Raw genomic sequence first — 18993 nt, 5'->3', positions numbered from 1 at the left:
ACCCTCGAGTGCAACGTCCAGGCTTGGCAACAGCGCCGCAACAGCGAACACCGCCCCATCGACTGGACTTTCACCAGGCAGGTCGCAGATGTCAAGCTTGGACATAGATATGTATCGTAATTTATAAGTCACGATACTAGGCCTCCCGCAGGCAAAAAAAAGCCTGCACACGATGGTCGTATGCAGGCTTGGGGTCGGCCTTTGGCAGGCGGCCCCGGTCAAAGTGTCAGGCCATCACGCGTAGGCGGCCAGGACCTTCTTCATTTTTTTCATCGCCGCCACTTCGATCTGGCGGATACGCTCCGCACTGACCTTGTACTCGGCGGCCAGGTCGTGTAGCGTCATACCGCCGGACCCGTCGTCGTTAACTTTGAGCCAGCGTTCTTCAACGATGCGGCGTGAGCGGTCGTCCAGGCCTTTTAGCGCGGTCGAAATGCCGTCGCTGGCGAGGTAATCACGCTGGCGCGACTCCATCAGTTGGGTCGGCTCCTGCGTCGCGTCCGAGAGGTAGGCAATCGGCCCGAACGCCTCTTCACCGTCGTCGCTCGGGCTCGGGTCCAGCAACACATCGTGGCCGGACATGCGCTGTTCCATCTCGATGACTTCCTCGCGCTTGACGTTGAGCGTTTTCGCCATCGAGTCGATCTGGCCTTCGGTCAGCGTGTCGCGGTGCGTCGCCACATCGGCGTCGTCCTTGAAACCCTGCTTCATCGAACGCAGATTGAAAAACAGCTTGCGCTGGGCCTTGGTGGTCGCGACCTTGACCATGCGCCAGTTTCTCAGGATGTACTCGTGCATCTCGGCCTTGATCCAGTGCAGCGCATAACTGACCAGGCGCACGCCCTGGTCGGGGTCGAAGCGTTTGACCGCCTTCATCAGGCCGATGTTGCCTTCCTGGATCAGGTCGGCGTGGGGCAGGCCATAACCGAGGTATTTGCGGGAGGTGGATACAACCAGACGCAGGTGAGAGAGCACCAACTTACCGGCTGCATCCAGATCGTTGTTGTCTTTGAGGCTGCGCGCGAACTCCTGCTCCTGCTCCAGGGTGAGCATGGGCAGGCGGTTGACCGCCGAAATATAAGCGTCCAGATTGCCCAGCGGCGGCAGCAGCGACCACGGATTGGCGCTCGCCAAGGCCGTGCTGGCGGGTGTCACTTTGGGGGAAAGCGCATAGGACATGAGGCGAAACTCCTTTTCTGAAGTCAAATATTAGCACTCTGTTAGAGAGAGTGCTAAACAATAGGTTCAATGACTTGCATAGGGTCAGGCTATACGCGTAAACCCTTGGTTATTGATTGTTGGTATCTCAGCGTGCGCTTTGGTTCAGTCCAGCGCTGTAGGAAAGCAGCCAGACTATACGGCGTCCAAAAACGCCGCTGCGTCGCCCAGCGCTCAGCGAGGGCTGAGAGCGTGAGAGGCCATCCAAGGCACCAGCCTTGGCTGCGCGTCGCGCCTACCCCAGCACCCTTGGCCCACCCCGGCGCGGGCGCATTGGATGGCCTCTCACGCTCTGAGCGGGCGTATCAGGGGTCGCTGCTCCAGCCAGGCCTGCAGGCACTCGGTCACACCGCTCGCAAACCACTGGAACACCGCTTCGGTGACAAAACCCAGGTGCGGCGTCAGCAGCACATTGGGCAGCCCGCGCAGCGGGTCGTCCATGGGCAGAGGTTCGGTGTCGAACACGTCGAGCGCCGCAAAACCGGGTCGGCCCTGTGCCAGCGCGGTGACGAGAGCCGGTGTGTCGATGAGTTCCGAGCGCGAGGTGTTGACCAGCAGGCTGCCGGGCTGCATCAGGGCAAGCCGCTCGGCGTTGATCAACTGCCGGGTTGTGGGCACCACCACCAGGTGCAGGCTGACGACACGTGAGCTCGCCAGCAGTTCGTCCAGCGGCACAAAGGCCACGCCTTGTTCGGCGGTGCGCTCAGCCGTCATGCGCGGGCTCCAGCTCACCACTTCCATGCCGAGCGCCTTGCCGACTCTGGCCACGCGCCCGCCGATTTCACCGAGCCCGATCAGGCCCAGGCGCTGGCCCGCGAGTGTGCCGGGCAGGGCCTCGGACAGCTCGCTGCGCCAGGGGCCAGCCTTCAGGCGGGCGGTGTGGCTGGCCAGTTGTTTGGTGGCCGCCAGGATCAGCGACCAGGTCAGCTCGCAGGTGCTGTCCTTGGACGGACCGAACTCGGTATGGCTGACCGGGATGTTGCGCGCGGCGAGCGCTGCCAGGTCCAGCTTGGTATTGCGCGTGCCGGTGAACACCAGGTAGCGGAGTTTCGGCAGTTGTGCCAGCAGTTCGGCGGTGAAGGGTGTGCGGTCGCGCATCAGCACAATCGCCTCGGCGTCGCAAAGCGCCTCCACCAACGCCGCGCCTGTAAGCGGTGAGTGATGCACGGTGACCTCAGCCTGCGCATCGATGCGTGTCCAGTCGCCCAGACGCCGTATCGCGCGTTCGCTGTCATCGAGGACGACGATGCTGCGGGGCTTGCTCATGGGCGCGCCAGCGCGGTCAGCGCGCGCACGTCCTTTGCAGTGCCAATGGCCCAGCAGGCCTTGATCAGGTCGGCTGTTTTTGCCGCACCGATCACCGCATCCGACATGCCGCTGAACTTGGCTTCCAGCATGGTGTCGGTCATCGGGTTTTGCAGCGAGCCGATGGCGTGTTCGACAAACACATGCACGCGCCGGCCGTCGGTCAATACGGCGGTCACATCGGCGCTGGCTTCGTCGATGGAGTCGTCCACCGTCGCCGCCACCTTGCGGCGCAGCGCCACCATGTCGGCGCGATTGACGATCTCGTCGGAGAACTCGTCCTCGGCGGCGCGCCCAAAGCTCAGGCCGGCAGCGCAACCGTGGTAGACGCTGAACTTGGCCTGCAGACCGTCGGCGGGCTCCTTTTTGCCGGTCAGTTCCAGCACCAGCGAATGCACCTTGAGTTCGATGCGCTCGATCTGACCCGGCGTGACCCCCTGGGCCCGCAACTGCGCGCAGGCGTCAATGCTCGGGTGGATCACGATGCCGCAGGCAAAAGGCTTGTAGCTGTTGAAGGAGATTTCAAAGCGCTCACCCAGCTCACCGGTGATCTCGCTCCAGTCGTTCTTGCTCGAGACCGTCTGCATCATGCCCCGCGGTGCCTCCAGCGCTTTTGGACTGGCGGTGTAGCCGTGTTGCGCCATCAGCGCCGACATCAGACCGGCACGCGCCGCGCCGCCGGGATGGAAGGGTTTGGTCATGGTGCCGAACTGCTCGCGCATGCCGACTGGCTGCGAGGCGGCAATGCCCAGCGCCATCGCGGTTTTCTGCACATCGAGCTTGAGCAGGCGCGCGCAGGCGGCGGCTGCGCCCAGCGTGCCGGTGGAGCCGGTGATGTGCCAGCCACGGTCGTAATGCTCGGGGTACATCGCGTTGCCGACGCGGCAGGAGATGTCGATGCCCAGCACCAGCGCGTCGATCAGTTCGCGGCCGGAGGCGCCTGTGTGTTCGGCCAGCGCCAGCACCGCCGAGGCGACCGGGCCGGCCGGGTGGATGATGGTTTTCAGGTGGGTGTCGTCGAAGTCAAAGGTGTGCGAGGTGATGCCGTTGATGAGGGCGGCGCTGGCCATGTCCACCTTGCCGGCGCGGCCCAGCACGCTGGCCTGGGGGGCGGGTTGCAGCATGCTGACGGCGGCCAGCGCCGCGTCTGCGGCTTCATGCTGCGCGGCGCCGACGGCGCAGCCCAGCCAGTTCATGAAGGTGCGGTGGGCCTCGTGGTCGACGGCAGCGCTCCAGCCGCCTGCCCGGAAGCCGGGGTGGGTGGCGACATGCTGGGCCAGGATCTGGGTGACGGGCGGGGCGTTGTGGTCGGCGGCGACCTGGGTGTTGCGGGCCATGGGTTCTTTCGGCAGACTGCTAGAGATTTAAAAACGCTATTAAAAAAGTAGCTGCTCACGCCCGTGGGATATGGGCTAGAGACCTGTTTTGTTTTTAAATGTTAGCTGTCGAGCTGGATTCCGCGGGCGCGGGCGAGCTGGGTCCAGCGCGCGATGTCGGCCTTGATAAAGTTGCCGAACTGCTCCGGCGTCATCACCTGCGGTTCGATCGCCTCGACCGAAAGTTTTTCGCGCAGGTCGGGCGCGCGCAGCACCGTGGCCAAGGTGTCGTTGAGCTGTTTCACGATGGGGGCCGGCATGCCGGCCGGGCCGACCACGCCGTACCACTGCTGGGCGTCAAAACCCTTGAAGCCGGACTCGTCCAGCGTCGGCACATCCTTAAACTGGGGGTGGCGCTGCAGCCCGGTCACGGCCAGCGGTCGCACGCGGCCCGAGCGGATGTGCGGCACGGCGGCGGCCAGGCCGGGAAACATGGCCTGGGTCTGGTTACCGATCAAATCGGTAAACGCTGGCGCAATGCCGCGGTAGGGAATGTGCACCATGAAAGAGTTGATTTGCTGTTTGAACAGCTCCATCGTCAGGTGAGTGAGAGAGCCCTGTCCGGCAGAGCCGTAGCTCACCTTGCCGGGATTCGCACGCACATAGGCGATGAATTCCCGAATGTTGCTCACGGGCAGCGAGGCATTGACGACCAGCACATTGGGCGTGCCGCCAATCATGCCGACCGGCGTGAAATCCTTGATGGCATCGTAGGGCAGCTTGCGGGTGGCGGGGCTGGTGCCATGGGTCGCCACATAACCCTGTAGCAGCGTGTAGCCGTCAGGCGCGGCGCGTGCTGCCGCCTGGCAGGCGATCACACCGCCGCCCCCGCCCTGGTTGTCCACCACAAAATTTTGTTTCAGCAGATTGCCCCAGCGTTCGGTCACGGTTCGGCCCACCATGTCGCTACCGCCGCCGGCCGATACCGGCACGATGTAGCGGATGGCTTTGGATGGGTAGGCCGCCTGCGCGCGGGAAAGGCCGGGCAGGCCCAGCAGCGCGGGGGCTGCTTGCAGAAGTGTGCGTCGTTTCATGTCTTGTCTCCGGGTGTTTTTGAAAGGGCTAAAAAAATCAGGGTGCTGGCGCCGCATCGACCAGGCGCTGGAAGGCGTCACTCACATGGTGCGCCATCAGGGTTTCGCAGCGCTGCGGATCGCCGTCACGCACGGCCTGGACGATCTCCAGGTGTTCGGCAATCGAGGCCTGCATGCCGTAATCGTGCGACAGGTTTTTCAGGCGCGACAGGTGCAGTTTCTGCACGATGCCGCAGTAGCTGTCGGCCAGGGTCTGGTTGCCAGTGGCTTTGATCAGCGCCCAATGGAAACGCAGGTTTTCGCCGTAATAACGCTGGACCTCATGCCGCCCAGCAGCGTCTTTCATGGTGCGTGCAGCATCTTCCAGCACGTTTAACAATGCGGTTTTCGGGGAAGCGCTCAATTGCGCTGCCTGTCTCCCGGCAAAACCGTCGAGCAGACTGCGCATTTGGTACAGGTCGCGGACTTCGGGTGCATCCAACTGGCGCACAAACACGCCCGCATGTTTGCGCGCGACGACCAGGCCGGAGCTTTCCAGCTCGCGCAGTGCCTCGCGCACCGGCACGCGGGAGACGCCCAGGCGAGCCGCGACATCGGGCTCGTTGATGCGTTGGCCCGGCACCAGCACACCCTTGAGGATCAACGACAACATGTCGCCCTTGACCAGTTTGGCCAGCGAGGTGTCACGGACATCGTTGAAACGGTCGGCAGAGGTTTCGGTGAGCCAGGGCAGCATGGTGTTCGATGCGAAGTTTGATATATCGTATACGAAATTAGCTATTAAAAATATCACCCATCGTAATCAGGCGAAATGTTCGAAAGAAGACGCAGCGGAGAACGGAGAGGGAGGGTGGCGGAGGCGAGTGCCTCAGGGCAGACGTTTGTCGTCACGTATTTCGCGCACTTCAACATCGACCACGTCGGTCTCGCGCACCGGGGCGGCGCCTCGTGCGCTGGCGCCGGGCCAGAAAGCGTCCGGAGAAAACTTCTGGAACCGCCCGAACACCATAGGCTGGGGCTTTTTGCCGGTGATCAGGGCCTTGAGCAGACCCAGGGTCATCACTACCAGGGCCGCGGCCAGCAGGCTGACGGCAAAAATCGCAGCAAACAGCCAAAGGACCAGACGCAAGGTAAAACGCAGAAAGCTGCTGATGAAGGAGGGCAAGTGTGGATTTCCGTTAAAGCCAGTCTGACTCAGATGCGGTCCAATGGTTGCATTTCAAGTTACCAGCGCAGGCCGAGCTGGGTGAAAAGTTTGCTCAGCACAAACAGCGGGCCGACCCACAGGTACTGGATGTCCTCGAAAAACGAGGGCTTTTTACCTTCCAGCTTGTGGCCGATGAACTGCAGTATCCAGGCGCCGATAAAAATCGCAACGGACAGCTCCAGCACCAGCGGCCCCATGGCAAACAGCAGCGCAACACTCAGCAGCGACCACAACACCATGGTGACCAGGAACACCAGCGACAGGCGCATGTAGTACACCATGCTCGCCGCGATAAACGCGTAGGCGACATAGGGATGGATAGCGAACAGCATGCCGACCAGGCTCAACATGATGAGCGGGATGGCAATGAAGTGGATGATTTCGTTTGTCGGGTTGCGGTGACTTTCTTCGTAATGCGCCAGCAATTGGTCGACGCGGCGCAGGCCGTGGGAGTCGGGAGAAACGGTGGTGTTCATGATGCCTCCAGCGCCGGACAGGGGACCGGCTACGGAACCACTCTAAAGCATTCAGATGCATGACGGCATCAGGGGAATTACCGTCGCCGCTTGCCCCTGACGCCCTGGCGACTGGTCAGGTCGCGGTAATTTTTGCCATGCGGATGATGCGGCTCCAGCGATCAATCTCGCTTTTGAGGAAAACCGCAAATTCATCCGCACCCTTGCGCGTGACCCGGAAGCCCTGCAACCGCGCGCGCTCCTCGACATCGGCGCTGAACATGGCCTTGATCATTTCGCGCGAGTAGCGGTCCACGATGGCGTCCGGTGTTTTGGCCTGGATCATCGCGCCGGTCCAGTTTTCCACGAAGAGCCCGGGCATGCCCGACTCCATGGCGGTCGGCACATCCGGCACCATGGGGTGGCGGCTCAGGCTGCAGATGGCCAGCGCGCGCAGCTTGCCGCCCTTGACGTGGGCCATCGACTCCGGAAAATTCGAGAAGATGACGTCGAGCTGGCCGCCGATCAGGTCGGTCATGGACGGTGCGCCACCCTTGTAGGGCACATGGGTCATCTGCGTTTTGTTCAGGTCGTTGAACAAGGCCATGGTCAGGTGCGGCGGTGTGCCGTTGCCGCTGGAGCCGGTATTGAGCTGTTTTGTCTTGGCCACCGCAATCAGGTCCCTGAAGTCCTTGATCGGGCTGCCGGTCGGCACCACCACCAGCATCGGCGAGCCAGCCAGCAACGCAACCGGCCGCAGGTCTTTGGTGAAACTGTAGGCGGCGTTCGGGAACAGCGCGACGTTGGCTGCATGGGTCAGCGTGATCGCCAGCAGGCTGCTGCCGTCGGGTGCCGATTTCGCCACCTGTTCCGCGCCTATCTGCGCATTGCCGCCGGCCTTGTTTTCCACGATCACCGAGACCTTCCAGGCTTCGCTGAGTTTTTGCGCCACGGTGCGGGCCATCATGTCGGTCAGGCCACCCGGCGCAAAAGGCACGATGTATTTGAGGGTGGCGCCGGGCTTGGGGAAGGCCTGCGCCTGGCTCCAGGCAGGCACCGAAGCCAGCAGGGCTCCGGCGGCGGATGCGCCCACGATGTCTCTACGTTTCATGTCTGTTTCCTTCTTTTTAAGGTTGAAGCCTGTCTATGCCAGGGCCGCCCTGCGGGCAGCGCCACCACCCACAGGCTTATGCCGCCAGCATCTCGAGCTGGTTTTTCAGGGCATCCGGAATCGTCAGCCCTGATTGCTTTGCCTGTTGTTCCAGGCCTGTCCTGCGCGCGCCTGCCAGGCGCACCCCGTCGTCGATCAGCATGTCGGCGATCAGGGTTTCCATGCGTTCGTAATACACATCAGTGCCGGCCAGCGCGCCCGGGTCGATCACCACAAAGGCCTGGCCGAGGCGCGGCGCATTGCCTTCATCGACAAAAAACGAGGAGGCTTCAAAGCCGAACTGCGCACCAATGACCGCTGTGACCAGCAGCTCGACGATCAGGGCCAGCATGGAACCCTTGGGGCTGCTGACGGCGCCCAGCGGCAGCATGGAGCCGGCCAGGCCGGCCTTCGCGTTGGTGGTCGGCTGGCCCTGGCTGTCCAGTGCCCAGCCCAGCGGAATCGGTCGACCTTCTTTGGCCGCGACCATCAGCTTGCCGCGCGCGACTTCGCTGAGTGACAGGTCGATCATCATGGCGTCGGTATTGCGGCGCGGAAAAACCGCAGCCACCGGGTTGGTGCCAAAAATCGGGTGTTTGCCGCCAGCCGCCGGCATGGCCGCCGGCGAGTTGGCAAAGCCCAGGCCCACCATGCCGGCATCGGCCACCGCGCGCAGGTGATCGACCAGCACGCCGCAGTGGTGGCTGTTGGTGACACCGGCGAAACACACGCCCAGGGAGCGGGCGGTGTCGATGGCGGTCGACACCGCCAGATCGCAAGCCGGGAAAGCCAGGCCCTGTCTGGCATCGACCAGCAGGGCCGCACCCTTGTGGCGTGTGATCACCGCCTGTGCCTTGCCGTCGGCCCGGCCATTGCGTAAATGTGTGGCGTACTGCGGCACGCGGACCAGGCCGTGCGAGGCCAGGCCCTGGGCTTCGGCTCGGACCAGCGCCAGCGCGGTGCTGGCCGCCATGGCCTCGCTCGCGCCCGCATGGCGCAAGGCGCGCCGGGCCAGTGTCGCTGCTTCTTCGAGGGACAGTTGGGCCATCAGCGCAGGTGCTCCAGAATTTTGTCGGCAATCATGAAAGAGACACGCTCATTGGCCTCCACACTGAGGCCGGAGACATGCGGTGTCAACAGCAGGCGCGGGCAATCCTGCAGCCAATCGCTGGCCTGCAGCGGTTCCACGTCAAACACGTCAATGGCCGCGCCACCGAGTCGTCCGGCGCGCAGCGCGGCGACCACTGCGGGCAGGTCCACGATATGGCCGCGCGAGGTGTTGATGAGGATGGCGCCTGGTTTCATCGTCGCGATGCGGGCGGCGTTGAACAGGCTACGCGTGGTGTCCACCAGCGGCACGTGCAGCGTCACCACATCGGCGGCGGCGAGCAGCGCGTCCAGGTTGACGCAGCGCACCCCGGTTTGTGCATACACAGTCGCATCCGCAGCCAGCATGGCGTCAAAGGCGATGACTTTCATGCCGAGCGCCTGCGCCAGCCGGGCCGTGGTTTGGCCGATGGCGCCGAAACCGATGATGCCCAGGGTCTGGCCGGCGGTCTCGCGCCCATCGCTCAGGGCCGGGCGCGGCCACTGGCCCGCAGCCACAACTTCGGTGGAAGCGTAGATCCCGCGCAACAGCACCATGGCGCTGGTCATCACGTATTCGGCCACGCTTTGCGCGTTGGCGCCGCTGGCCGGAATCACACGTATGCCCCTGGCTTCATAGCTGGCCACATCGATGTTGTCCAGACCCACGCCGAGCCGGCCAATGACCTTGCAACGGTCCAGCGCCGACAGCAGGGCGTTGCGCACCTGCGTGCGGTTGCGCACGATCAGCACATCGGCGCCTTGCGCTTCGGTGATCAATCGCGGCATGTCGTCCACCAGCAGCGGGTCGTACAACACCTCATGCGCAGCCGCCAGTTGTGCGACCGCGCGTTCGTCCATGAACTCGCTGATGACGATGCGTGCCATGGTGCTTGTTCAGGCTGATTCGAACAGGCGGGTCAACACGAATTCCCGATGGCCCAGCGCTTCGGCCGCTGTGAAGCGGCCATTGGCCGTGCGCAGCATGCTCTCCAGCAGCTTGTCGCCGGCCTGGTCCAGCGTGATCTCGCGTTGCAGCAGGCCCGAGGTGTCCACGTCGATGTGTTCGCTCATCAGGCGCACGGTGCGCGGGTTGGAGCAGATCTTGATCACCGGAACAATCGCGTTGCCGATCACATTGCCCTGACCGGTGGGGAAGAAGTGCACGGCGTAGCCGGAGGCGGCGCACAGCGTCACCATCTCGGCGGCGGCGCTCGACGAGTCCATGAACCACAGGCCCGGATGGGTCGGTATCTCGGCCTTGTCAATGACGCCGTCCACCGTGCAGTTTTTGCCGATCTTCTGGATGTTGCCCAGCGCCTTTTCCTCGATGGTGGTCAGGCCGCCGGCGATGTTGCCTTTGGTCGGTTGCGAGTCCGACAGGTCGCTGGTCTTGTGGCGGTCGATCATGGCCTGGTAGCGGTTGAACATGAACATGAACTGCTCGCGAATTTCATCGGTGGCGCAGCGCTCGGCCACAATTTTTTCGCCGCCGGTGATTTCCGAGGTCTCGCCAAAACACAGGTAGTTGCCCAGCGGGTGCAATTTGTCGAAGGCGTTGCCGACGGTCGGGTTGGCGCCGCAGCCCGAGGTGGTGTCCGACTCGCCGCACTTGGTGGAGACCCAGAGTTCGGAGATCGGGCAGGCCTCGCGCTGCTTTTCGCTGGCCCACTGCACATACTCACGCGCCGCCCTGGAGGCACGCATGATGGTTTCGTGGTCGCCGTGGCCTTCGATGCCGAAGCCGACCACCGGCTTGCCGGTCGTGGCAATGCCGTCCACCACTTTTTTGGTCCAGCTGTCCTCGATGCCGATGACCACGACGGCCGCAACGTTGGGGTTGCAGCCGGCGCCAATCAGCGTGCGGAAATGCAGCTCCAGATCGGCGCCGAACTGCAGGCGACCGTAGGGGTGCGGGATCGCCATCGCGCCCTTGATGTTGTGGGCCACGGCCTCGGCGGCGGCGTTGGACAAATCGTCCCGTGGAAGAATGATCACGTGGTTGCGCACGCCGACCCGGCCGTTTTCGCGGCGGTAGCCGAGGAAGGTGGTGTTTTTATCGATGACTGACATGAATGGGTCCTTGATGAATTATTTTTCAGCGATCGCCGTGGATCTGGCTCTGCCAGGCCACTGGCGATGCCCCCTGGGGGGAGGCGGCCGCAGGCCGCTTCGGGGGGTTACCAGCGTTTGGTTTTGATGTTGTGCACATGGGCATGCTGACCGGCCTGGATGTCGGCCACCACCTTGCCCATGTCGATGCCGTATTTCCAGACGGTGTCGCCCGTGGCCATGTCCTTGAGCGCCACCTTGTGGCCGATCGGAATGTCCTGCTGCGCCTTGACATGGATCATGCGGTCTTCGTCCATGATCCAGCCGGTCATGTCCATGCCGGACTTCACACCTTCCACGACCACCACCGCCACGGTGTCCTTGGCGTCATGCAATACAAAATGAATCATTGTTTTTCCAGAGGTCCGAAGTTGAATCGAGCCGCCAGTCTAGGCACCCGCAAAAGCTTGTCAATCAACTCATATAAATGACTTGTACGATGCCGGTCCGCGATGTTCCAATAGTGCGGTGCAGGTCAAAAACAAAACGGTTTCCCCCAAGACATCCCCGACGGACGAGTCGCTGCCTCTGTACCGTCAGGTCAAGCGCGAGCTGCAGAAAATCATCGAGGACGGCCATTACGGTCCGGGAAAACCGCTGCCCAGCGAAGCCACACTGGCGCTCGCGCTGCAGGTCAGCATAGGCACCCTGCGCCATGCGGTTGACGAACTCGTGCATGAACATGTGCTGGTGCGGCGTCAGGGCAAGGGGACCTTTGTGGCGCCGCACAATCGCGCACGTTTCGTGTTCCAGTTTTTTCATGTGGAGCCGCGCTGGGACCCGGAAGACGACACGCCGCGCGAGCAGGCCTTTCCCGATATCGACTGCATCGCCTTTGCGCGTGAGCAGGCCGACGAGGACGAAGCGCGCGCCCTTCGCATCAAGCCCGGTGACGCCGTGTTCAGGATAGAAAACAAACTGGCGCTGCGTGGGCGTGTGGTGCTGCATGACCAGTTGACCCTGTCTGCAGCGATGTTCCGCCACCTCACTGAAAAACGCTTTTCTGAGCGGCCGAGCACGATTTACGCCTTGTTCCAGACCGATTTCGGCATCACGGTGCTGCGCGCGCAGGAGCGTGCCCGCGCCGTCGCAGCGGGTCGGTCGGTGGCGCGTGTGCTGAGCCTGCCGGTGGGTGCACCGGTGATGGAGGTACACCGGCTGGCACTGACCTTTGGCGACAAGCCGGTCGAATACCGCGTCTCAACCATCAACACGCAGGCGCACGACTACGTCAGCATGTTGTCGAAATCGCCATGAGCCGGGGTTTGGCCCTGCGTGAACTCCCGCGCCGCTGGCGCGCGCAGCTGGGCCTGCATTTTCCCGGCGTGCTGGTGTGTGTGGTGATCGCGTTGTCGGCCACGTTTGTGTCGGAACACTACGGCGGCCCGCAACTGCTGTATGCGCTGCTGATCGGCCTGGCGTTTCATTTTCTCAACGGCGATGCGCGCGTGGTCATGGGTATCAACTTTTGCGGCCGCACGGTGCTGCGCGTGGGCGTTGCCTTGTTGGGCGCGCGCATCACGTTTGCGCAGGTCGCTGAGTTGGGCCCGAAGACGGCGCTGCTGATGGTGCTGGCAGTGCTGCTGACGATGGTGTTTGGCCTGCTGCTGGCGCGCTGGCTCGGCTGCGCGCGCGACGAAGGGGTGTTGACCGGCAGCGCGGTCGCCATCTGCGGTGCATCGGCGGCGCTGGCGGTGTCCTCGGTGTTGCCGCAGACCCGCGAGAACGAGCGTTTCACGTTGCTGGCCGTGGTCGGCGTCACGGTGTTGTCCACCGTGGCCATGGTGATCTACCCGTTCAGCCTGAACGCCATTGGCTTGACGCCGGCGCAGGCCGGCATCGTGCTCGGCGGCTCCATCCATGACGTGGCCCAGGTGGTGGCCGCCGGCATGATGCTGGGCCCGCAGGCCGGCGACACCGCCACGCTGGTCAAGCTGTTTCGCGTGATGCTGCTGATGCCGGTGGTGCTGGTGATCGCGGTGCTTTACCGCAAGCACCCGGGCGTCAGGACGCCGGAGACCGAGGTGCCGCTGATCCCCGGCTTTTTGTTGGCCTTCATCGTGCTGGTGATGCTGGCCAGCGTGGGCACCATCACACCCGACATGGCCGGTGTCGCTGGAGAGGCCTCACGCTGGATGTTGGTCACGGCGATTGCCGCAGCCGGTGTCAAGACCAGTTTTGAAGACCTGCTCAAGCTCGGCTGGAAACCGGTGGCCCTGCTGCTGGGCGAGACGGTATTTATCGTCGCGTTTGTTGTGGCCGGGGTGCTGTTGCTGAGGCTGGGCGCCGCCTGAACAAGCGCAGCTTCAGGACAGCAGGGCCTGCGAAAACTCGCGTGCGTTGAAGGTTTCGAGGTCTTCGAGTTTTTCGCCGACACCGATGAAATACACCGGCACCGGTCGCAAGCCCGGCGACGCTTTCTGGCGTTCGCGTGCCCACAGCGCAATCGCTGCCAGCACCCCGCCCTTGGCCGTACCGTCAAGCTTGGTCACGATCAGGCCGGTCAGTTGCAGAATGTCGTCAAAGGCCTTGACCTGGCTCAGCGCGTTCTGGCCGGTGTTGCCGTCAATGACCAGCAGCACTTCGTGAGGTGCTGTGCCATCCGCCTTGCTGACCACACGCTTGATCTTGCGCAGCTCTTCCATCAGGTGCAACTGCGTCGGTAGCCGGCCTGCCGTGTCGACCAGCACCACATCCTTGCCGCGCGCCTTGCCAGCGCTGACCGCATCAAAACTCACGGCCGCCGGGTCGCCGCCTTCCTGGCTGACGATTTCGACCCTGTTGCGGTCGGCCCAGACCTCAAGCTGCTCGCGCGCCGCCGCGCGGAAGGTGTCGGCCGCCGCCAGCAGCACCGACGCGCCTTCGTTGGCCAGGTGCCGCGTGAGTTTGCCGATGGAGGTGGTTTTGCCCGCGCCGTTGACGCCGGCCACCAAGATCACCGTGGGCTTGAATTCGCCGATCACCAGCGCCTGCTCCAGCGGCTTGAGCAACTGCGTGAGCGCTTCGGTCAGTATGTTCTTGACGGCGACCGGATGCGTTACGCCGCTGTCCTTGACGCGGCGTTTGACCTCATCGAGCAGGTAGCTGGTGGCGCCAGTGCCGGTATCGGCCATCAGCAGGGCAGATTCCAGATCCTCGTACAGCGCATCGTCGATCTGGGTCCCGGTGAAAACGCCCGAGATGCTGGCGCCGGTCTTGTTCAGGCCCGACCTGAGTTTGCTGACCCAGTGCTCACGCACAGCCGGCGCGGCGCCGGGCAGGGGGATGGTGATGGGTGTGACCAGTGCACTGCCTATCAGTCCGCCGCTAGCGCGGGCGGCGGCAGGCAGGACGGCCGCGTGACTTTCAGTGGCCGGCACGGGGGACAGTGAGGGCGCTACCGTTGCGGGAGCGGGTGCGTCAACAGGCTTTTTTTTCTTGAAGAAACTGAACATTGGCAGGGCTTTGGAGTCACACTATTCTATGAAACACAGGGGACAGCACTTCATGGGGTTATTTATCCGATCTTCCGCGTCAGCGCGCAGCGCTGGTTTTCCGCTGGTCCTGTGCCTTCTTGTTTTTCTTTTTCTCCCTTTTATTGCCCCTGGCGCTCGCTCCCAGACCGCCCTGGCGGCTCCGGTCACGCAGTTCCAGCTGGCCAACGGCCTGACCGTGATTGTCAAGACCGACAGGCGCGCCCCCACCGTGGCTCACATGCTCTGGGTGCGGGTCGGCTCCATGGACGAGGTCGATGGCACGACGGGTGTGGCGCATGTGCTCGAGCACATGATGTTCAAGGGCACGCCTGACCTCAAGCCCGGCGAGTTCTCGCGCCGAGTCGCGGCGCTGGGCGGCCGTGAAAATGCCTTCACCTCGCGCGACGCCACCGGCTACCACCAGCAGATTCCTTCGGACAAACTTGAAGACGTGATGCGCCTGGAGGCAGACCGCTTTGCGCGCAACCAGTGGGTGGACGACGAGTTCAAACGCGAGCTCGAAGTGGTCAAGGAAGAGCGCCGCCTGCGCACCGAAGATTCGCCGCGCGCGCTGATGTACGAGACCGCCAATGCCCTCACCTTTCTGGCCTCGCCTTACCGGCGGCCCGTGGTGGGCTGGATGAGCGACCTGGATGCGATGACGCCCGATGACGCCCGCGCCTTCTATCGGCGCTGGTATGTGCCTGCCAACGCGGCGGTGGTCGTGGCCGGCGATGTGGAGGTGGCGCAGGTACGCCGGCTCGCCGAAAAATATTACGGCGGCATCGCGGCCAGCCCGGTGCCCCCGCGCAAGCCACGGGTGGAGCCACCGCAGACCGGCCTTCGCCGGCTGGACTTCAAGGCGCCAGCCAGTCAGGCTTATGTGAGCCTTTCTTTCAAGGTGCCCGGCCTGCGCGCGACAGATGCGGTGGAAGGCAGCGACAGCTTCAACCGCGACGCGCTGGCCTTGACGGTGTTGTCGGCGGTACTCGATGGCTACAGCGGTGCGCGCCTGGCGCGTGCCCTGACCCAGGGTGACAATCGCCTGGCCGACAGCGCCGGCGCGTCTAATGGGCTGATCGGCCGGGGGCCGCAAATTTTTACGCTGAACGGCGTTCCCGCCGAGGGCAAGACGGCGCAGCAAGTGGCCGATGCGCTGCGTCTGCAGGTCGCGCTGGTGGCGCGCGATGGCGTGAGCGAGGCGGAGTTGAAGCGCGTCAAAACCCAATGGATCGCCAGCGAAACCTACAAACTCGACGCCGTCTTTAACCAGGCGCGCCAGCTCGGCTCTTACTGGGTCAACGGCCTGCCGCTGGATGCCGACACCCGCCTGATCAATCAGTTGCGCACCATTGCCGGCGCGGAAGTGCAAGCTGTGGCCGCGCGTTATTTCGGCGACGATCAACTGACCATGGCCACCTTGCTGCCGCAGCCGCCGGACCCGAACCGCCGGCCGCGTACGCCGGGTGTGGTGCCCCGGCATTGATGCCTTGACCCGTTTCCAGAACACCCAACGTCTGAAGGTCGCATGTGAAAATTGCTATCAAAAGTAGAGCTGCTCACGCTTGCCTGTTATGGGCTACAGCCCTTTTTTATCAAAATTTTGCGATGGCGGCGATTCCTGTGCAGCACTGGACGCAAGCCAGCGGCGCCAAGGTCTACCTGGTCGAAAGCCCTGCCATTGCGATGGTGGACGTGCAGCTTGACTTCGATGCGGGCAGCCGACGCGTGCCGGCTGGTCAGGCCGGCCTGGCGGGTGCCACGGCCGCCTTGCTTTCCAAGGGGGTCGCGGCGCGCGGCGCTGATCGCGCCCTCGATGAAAATGCCCTGGGCGAAGCCTGGGCTGACCTGGGAGCGTTTTTCAGCGCTTCTGCGGGAATGGACCGTTTCAGTTTTTCTCTGCGCAGCCTGACGGAGCCTGAATTGCTGAACCAGGCCGTGCTGCTCGCGGCGCGGCAAATCGCCGAGCCGTCTTTCCCCGCCGACATCTGGCAACGCGACCGGCAGCGGCTGGTGGCACAGCTCAAGGAGTCCTACACCCGGCCGGGCAGCGTGGCGGCGCGCGAATTTTCCAAAGCTGTTTATGGCAACCATCCCTACGGTTATGAGCTGACCGAGGGCACCCTGGCGCGCATCAGTGTGGCCGACATGCAGGCTTTTCACACCGCAAACATCACCCGCTGCAACGCACGCGTCAGCATTGTTGGCGCTGTGACGCGCCCGCAAGCCGATGCACTGGTGGCCGGCTTGCTGTCACGCCTGCCGGGGCTGGACTGCGCCCTGGCCAAGCCACCGGCGGCGGTCGCTGAAGTGGCGCCACTGGAGGCGGCCCGACTGCTGAGCATTCCCTTTGATTCGGCGCAAGCCCATGTGCTGATGGGCCAGCCCGGCTTCAAGCGCAACGACCCGGACTTTTTTGCCATCACCGTGGGCAACTACATATTGGGCGGCGGCGGTTTTGTCTCGCGCCTGACCGAAGAGGTGCGCGAGAAACGCGGCCTGAGCTACAGCGTCTACAGCGGATTTTCTCCGGGCCGGCACGCCGGGGCGTTCACCCTGGGCCTGCAGACCCGGCCCGACCAGGCCGCGCAGGCGATTGAGGTGGCGCGGCAGGTGCTGGCGAAGTTTGTTGCCGAAGGCCCGACCGCTGCCGAGCTCCAGGCCGCCAAGGACAACCTGATCGGCGGCTTTCCGCTGCTGATCGACAGCAACCGCAAACTGCTGGGCAACCTGTCGAACATCGCCTGGAACGATCTGCCGCTCGATTACCTGGACACCTGGACCGCGCAGATTGCCAAGGTCAGGGCGGCGGATATCAGGGCCGCTTTTGCACGCAAGCTGCAGCCTGAAAAAATGCTGACCGTGACTGTGGGGGCCGCACCATGAAGTACACCCCTGCCAAGGCCGCGCCGTCAGCCGGTAAACCGGCGGTCCGCGCCAAATCCGGCAAGGTCGTGGCCCGCAAGCCGGTACCGCCCGGTGAGATCCGCATCATCGGCGGCCAGTACAAACGCACCAAGTTACCAGTGCCCGACAAGCCCGGCCTGCGGCCTACGCCGGACCGCGTGCGCGAAACCGTCTTCAACTGGTTGGGCCAGGACCTTACCGGCTGGCGCTGCATCGACGTGTTTGCCGGCACCGGCGCGCTGGGTTTCGAGGCGGCGTCACGCGGCGCGGCCGGGGTGCTGCTGTGCGAGCAGGACGCCGCCCTGGTGGCCAGGCTGAAAGCGCTGCAGCTCAAGCTGCAGGCGACCATGGTCCAGGTCGAACGAGGCGACGGCATCGCGCTGCTCAGGCGTCAGTCACCGGCCAGCCAGCAACTGGTGTTTCTCGATCCGCCCTTTGATTCGCCGTTGTTCGAAGGCGCGCTCAAGGCGGCATCCCAGGCGGTGGCCAAGCCCGGTTATGTCTATCTGGAAGCGCCCAAACCTTGGGATGACGAGGCGCTGGCCGCTTACGGCTTGAAAGTCCACCGCAGCGGCAAGGCCGGCGCCGTGCATTTCCATTTGTTGGTCCGGACCGGCGCGCCGGCGTAGCCCTGCAAGCGGCAGGGACGGGCGGCGGCGCAGGGGGCGGGGCATAATTGGCCCATGGCGACAAGCTCCCCCAGCCCCCGTATAGCGGTTTATTCCGGCACTTTCGATCCCTTCACGCTCGGTCACGAAGACGTGGTGCGCCGCGCTGCCAGCTTGTTCGACCAGCTCATCATCGGTGTAGCCGCAGCTCACCACAAAAAAACGCTGTTCAGCCTGGACCAGCGTATCGCGCAGGTGCAGGCCGAAACGCGCAGCATGGGCCAGGTCAGCGTGCTGCCTTTCGACGGCCTGATCATGGATTTCTGCGCTGCCCAGCAGGCAGTCGCCGTGGTGCGCGGCATCCGCAACATCACCGACTTTGACTACGAGGCCCAGATGGCGGCCATGAACCGCAAGCTGCGGCCCCAGGTCGAAACCGTCTTCCTGCTGCCTGACGCGCCCCTGCAATGCATCAGCAGCACCCTGGTACGCGAGATCAGCAAGCTCGGCGGTGATGTGGCCCAGATGGTCAGTCCCCATGTCGCCATCGCTTTGCAGCAGGTGCAGAAAAGGGGTTGACCATGGCCCTGCTGATCACCGACGAGTGCATCAACTGCGACGTGTGCGAGCCGGAGTGCCCGAACCAGGCCATCTACATGGGCATTGAGATCTACGAGATCGACCCGCAGCGCTGCACTGAATGTGTCGGGCACTTTGACGAGCCGCAGTGTGTGCAAGTCTGTCCGGTGGCCTGCATCCCCCTGAATCCCGCTTTTATCGAGAACCGGGAAACGCTCTGGCAGAAGTACCAGCGGCTGCAGGCTGAGTCTGCGGCGACTGCTGTTCAGTCGCGGGTTTTATAAGCATTTTCGTGCTCCAGCCTTTGACTGGTGGGCGTGAGTAGCTATTGAATTTATAGCATTTTACACCTTCGCCTATCCTGATTCCATTTCCACAACATTAGTGCAATAATATCCTCCATCATACTTGATGGAGAAAGTCATGGCACGTCCAGTTACCGGGGATGATGAGACGATCGAAATTGCGCAAATAGCGATCTCGCAAGCCACAACGATGGAT

The 18993-nt window shown here is 63.4% G+C and carries 20 protein-coding genes; 7 read left to right on the top strand and 13 right to left on the bottom strand.

Annotation, left to right across the window (positions count from 1 at the left end):
- Positions 1–234: 234 nt before the first annotated feature.
- The 12 genes from rpoH to Q8O29_RS18180 all read right to left on the bottom strand — a co-directional run bounded on the left by rpoH (position 235) and on the right by Q8O29_RS18180 (position 11293).
- Positions 235–1179, bottom strand: coding sequence for an RNA polymerase sigma factor RpoH (gene rpoH, locus Q8O29_RS18235; RefSeq protein WP_305565397.1), 945 nt, complete (start codon positions 1177–1179; stop codon positions 235–237).
- Between the two features lie 324 nt (positions 1180–1503).
- Positions 1504–2484, bottom strand: a complete 981-nt coding sequence (locus Q8O29_RS18230) for a D-2-hydroxyacid dehydrogenase family protein (protein WP_305565395.1) — start codon at positions 2482–2484, stop codon at positions 1504–1506.
- Entirely contained in the window at positions 2481–3860 is a 1380-nt protein-coding gene (locus tag Q8O29_RS18225) for an MmgE/PrpD family protein (RefSeq protein ID WP_305565394.1), read from the bottom strand. The genes Q8O29_RS18230 and Q8O29_RS18225 overlap by 4 nt, the downstream gene beginning before the upstream one ends.
- Positions 3861–3961: 101 nt before the next feature.
- Entirely contained in the window at positions 3962–4933 is a 972-nt protein-coding gene (locus Q8O29_RS18220) for a tripartite tricarboxylate transporter substrate binding protein (protein WP_305565392.1), read from the bottom strand.
- Positions 4934–4970: 37 nt separating this feature from the next.
- Positions 4971–5669 (bottom strand): GntR family transcriptional regulator, encoded by a 699-nt coding sequence (locus Q8O29_RS18215; RefSeq protein WP_305565390.1) that lies wholly within the window; start codon positions 5667–5669, stop codon positions 4971–4973.
- A gap of 132 nt (positions 5670–5801) precedes the next feature.
- The gene (locus Q8O29_RS18210; protein WP_305565388.1) at positions 5802–6098 is read right to left on the bottom strand and encodes a hypothetical protein; all 297 of its coding nucleotides are present in this window, start codon (positions 6096–6098) and stop codon (positions 5802–5804) included.
- A 59-nt stretch (positions 6099–6157) separates the two neighbouring features.
- Complete coding sequence (locus Q8O29_RS18205; RefSeq protein ID WP_305565386.1) at positions 6158–6616, bottom strand: DUF962 domain-containing protein; 459 nt, start codon at positions 6614–6616, stop codon at positions 6158–6160.
- 115 nt (positions 6617–6731) lie between these two features.
- Positions 6732–7706 (bottom strand): tripartite tricarboxylate transporter substrate binding protein, encoded by a 975-nt coding sequence (locus Q8O29_RS18200; RefSeq protein ID WP_305565384.1) that lies wholly within the window; start codon positions 7704–7706, stop codon positions 6732–6734.
- Positions 7707–7782: 76 nt separating this feature from the next.
- Positions 7783–8793 carry an Ldh family oxidoreductase gene (locus Q8O29_RS18195; protein ID WP_305565382.1) on the bottom strand — a complete coding sequence of 337 codons (1011 nt, stop codon included), beginning with the start codon at positions 8791–8793 and terminating at the stop codon, positions 7783–7785.
- Complete coding sequence (locus Q8O29_RS18190; protein ID WP_305565380.1) at positions 8793–9719, bottom strand: hydroxyacid dehydrogenase; 927 nt, start codon at positions 9717–9719, stop codon at positions 8793–8795. Before Q8O29_RS18190 ends, Q8O29_RS18195 begins: the two co-directional genes overlap by 1 nt.
- A 9-nt stretch (positions 9720–9728) precedes the next feature.
- Positions 9729–10904, bottom strand: a complete 1176-nt coding sequence (locus Q8O29_RS18185) for a UxaA family hydrolase (RefSeq protein ID WP_305565378.1) — start codon at positions 10902–10904, stop codon at positions 9729–9731.
- A 107-nt stretch (positions 10905–11011) separates the two neighbouring features.
- Positions 11012–11293, bottom strand: a complete 282-nt coding sequence (locus Q8O29_RS18180) for a UxaA family hydrolase (RefSeq protein WP_305565376.1) — start codon at positions 11291–11293, stop codon at positions 11012–11014.
- A gap of 118 nt (positions 11294–11411) precedes the next feature.
- Here Q8O29_RS18180 and Q8O29_RS18175 point away from each other — a divergent pair, with 118 nt between their 5' ends.
- Together Q8O29_RS18175 and Q8O29_RS18170 are read left to right on the top strand one after the other, a co-directional pair.
- Positions 11412–12200, top strand: a complete 789-nt coding sequence (locus Q8O29_RS18175) for a GntR family transcriptional regulator (protein WP_305565374.1) — start codon at positions 11412–11414, stop codon at positions 12198–12200.
- Positions 12197–13237 (top strand): YeiH family protein, encoded by a 1041-nt coding sequence (locus Q8O29_RS18170; protein WP_305565371.1) that lies wholly within the window; start codon positions 12197–12199, stop codon positions 13235–13237. Before Q8O29_RS18175 ends, Q8O29_RS18170 begins: the two co-directional genes overlap by 4 nt.
- 12 nt (positions 13238–13249) lie before the next feature.
- Here Q8O29_RS18170 and ftsY read toward each other — a convergent pair whose 3' ends face one another.
- The gene (gene ftsY / locus Q8O29_RS18165) at positions 13250–14377 is read right to left on the bottom strand and encodes a signal recognition particle-docking protein FtsY (protein ID WP_305565369.1); all 1128 of its coding nucleotides are present in this window, start codon (positions 14375–14377) and stop codon (positions 13250–13252) included.
- Between the two features lie 52 nt (positions 14378–14429).
- Here ftsY and Q8O29_RS18160 point away from each other — a divergent pair, with 52 nt between their 5' ends.
- Genes Q8O29_RS18160 through Q8O29_RS18140 form a run of 5 tightly spaced genes read left to right on the top strand, consistent with a single transcriptional unit; the run spans position 14430 to position 18776 of the window.
- Positions 14430–15884, top strand: coding sequence for a pitrilysin family protein (locus tag Q8O29_RS18160; RefSeq protein ID WP_305565367.1), 1455 nt, complete (start codon positions 14430–14432; stop codon positions 15882–15884).
- 44 nt (positions 15885–15928) lie between these two features.
- Positions 15929–17284, top strand: a complete 1356-nt coding sequence (locus Q8O29_RS18155) for a M16 family metallopeptidase (RefSeq protein WP_371134276.1) — start codon at positions 15929–15931, stop codon at positions 17282–17284.
- Positions 17281–17934: a 16S rRNA (guanine(966)-N(2))-methyltransferase RsmD gene (rsmD, locus tag Q8O29_RS18150; protein ID WP_305565363.1), complete on the top strand. Its 654-nt coding sequence runs from the start codon at positions 17281–17283 to the stop codon at positions 17932–17934. Before Q8O29_RS18155 ends, rsmD begins: the two co-directional genes overlap by 4 nt.
- A gap of 54 nt (positions 17935–17988) precedes the next feature.
- Positions 17989–18492, top strand: a complete 504-nt coding sequence (coaD, locus tag Q8O29_RS18145) for a pantetheine-phosphate adenylyltransferase (RefSeq protein ID WP_305565361.1) — start codon at positions 17989–17991, stop codon at positions 18490–18492.
- Positions 18493–18494: 2 nt separating this feature from the next.
- Complete coding sequence (locus Q8O29_RS18140; protein ID WP_305565359.1) at positions 18495–18776, top strand: YfhL family 4Fe-4S dicluster ferredoxin; 282 nt, start codon at positions 18495–18497, stop codon at positions 18774–18776.
- Positions 18777–18993: the final 217 nt, after the last annotated feature.

It is taken from the genome of Polaromonas sp. (genome assembly GCF_030689685.1).
Classification (GTDB): domain Bacteria; phylum Pseudomonadota; class Gammaproteobacteria; order Burkholderiales; family Burkholderiaceae_C; genus Polaromonas.
This window is presented reverse-complemented; position numbering and strand designations above follow the sequence as displayed.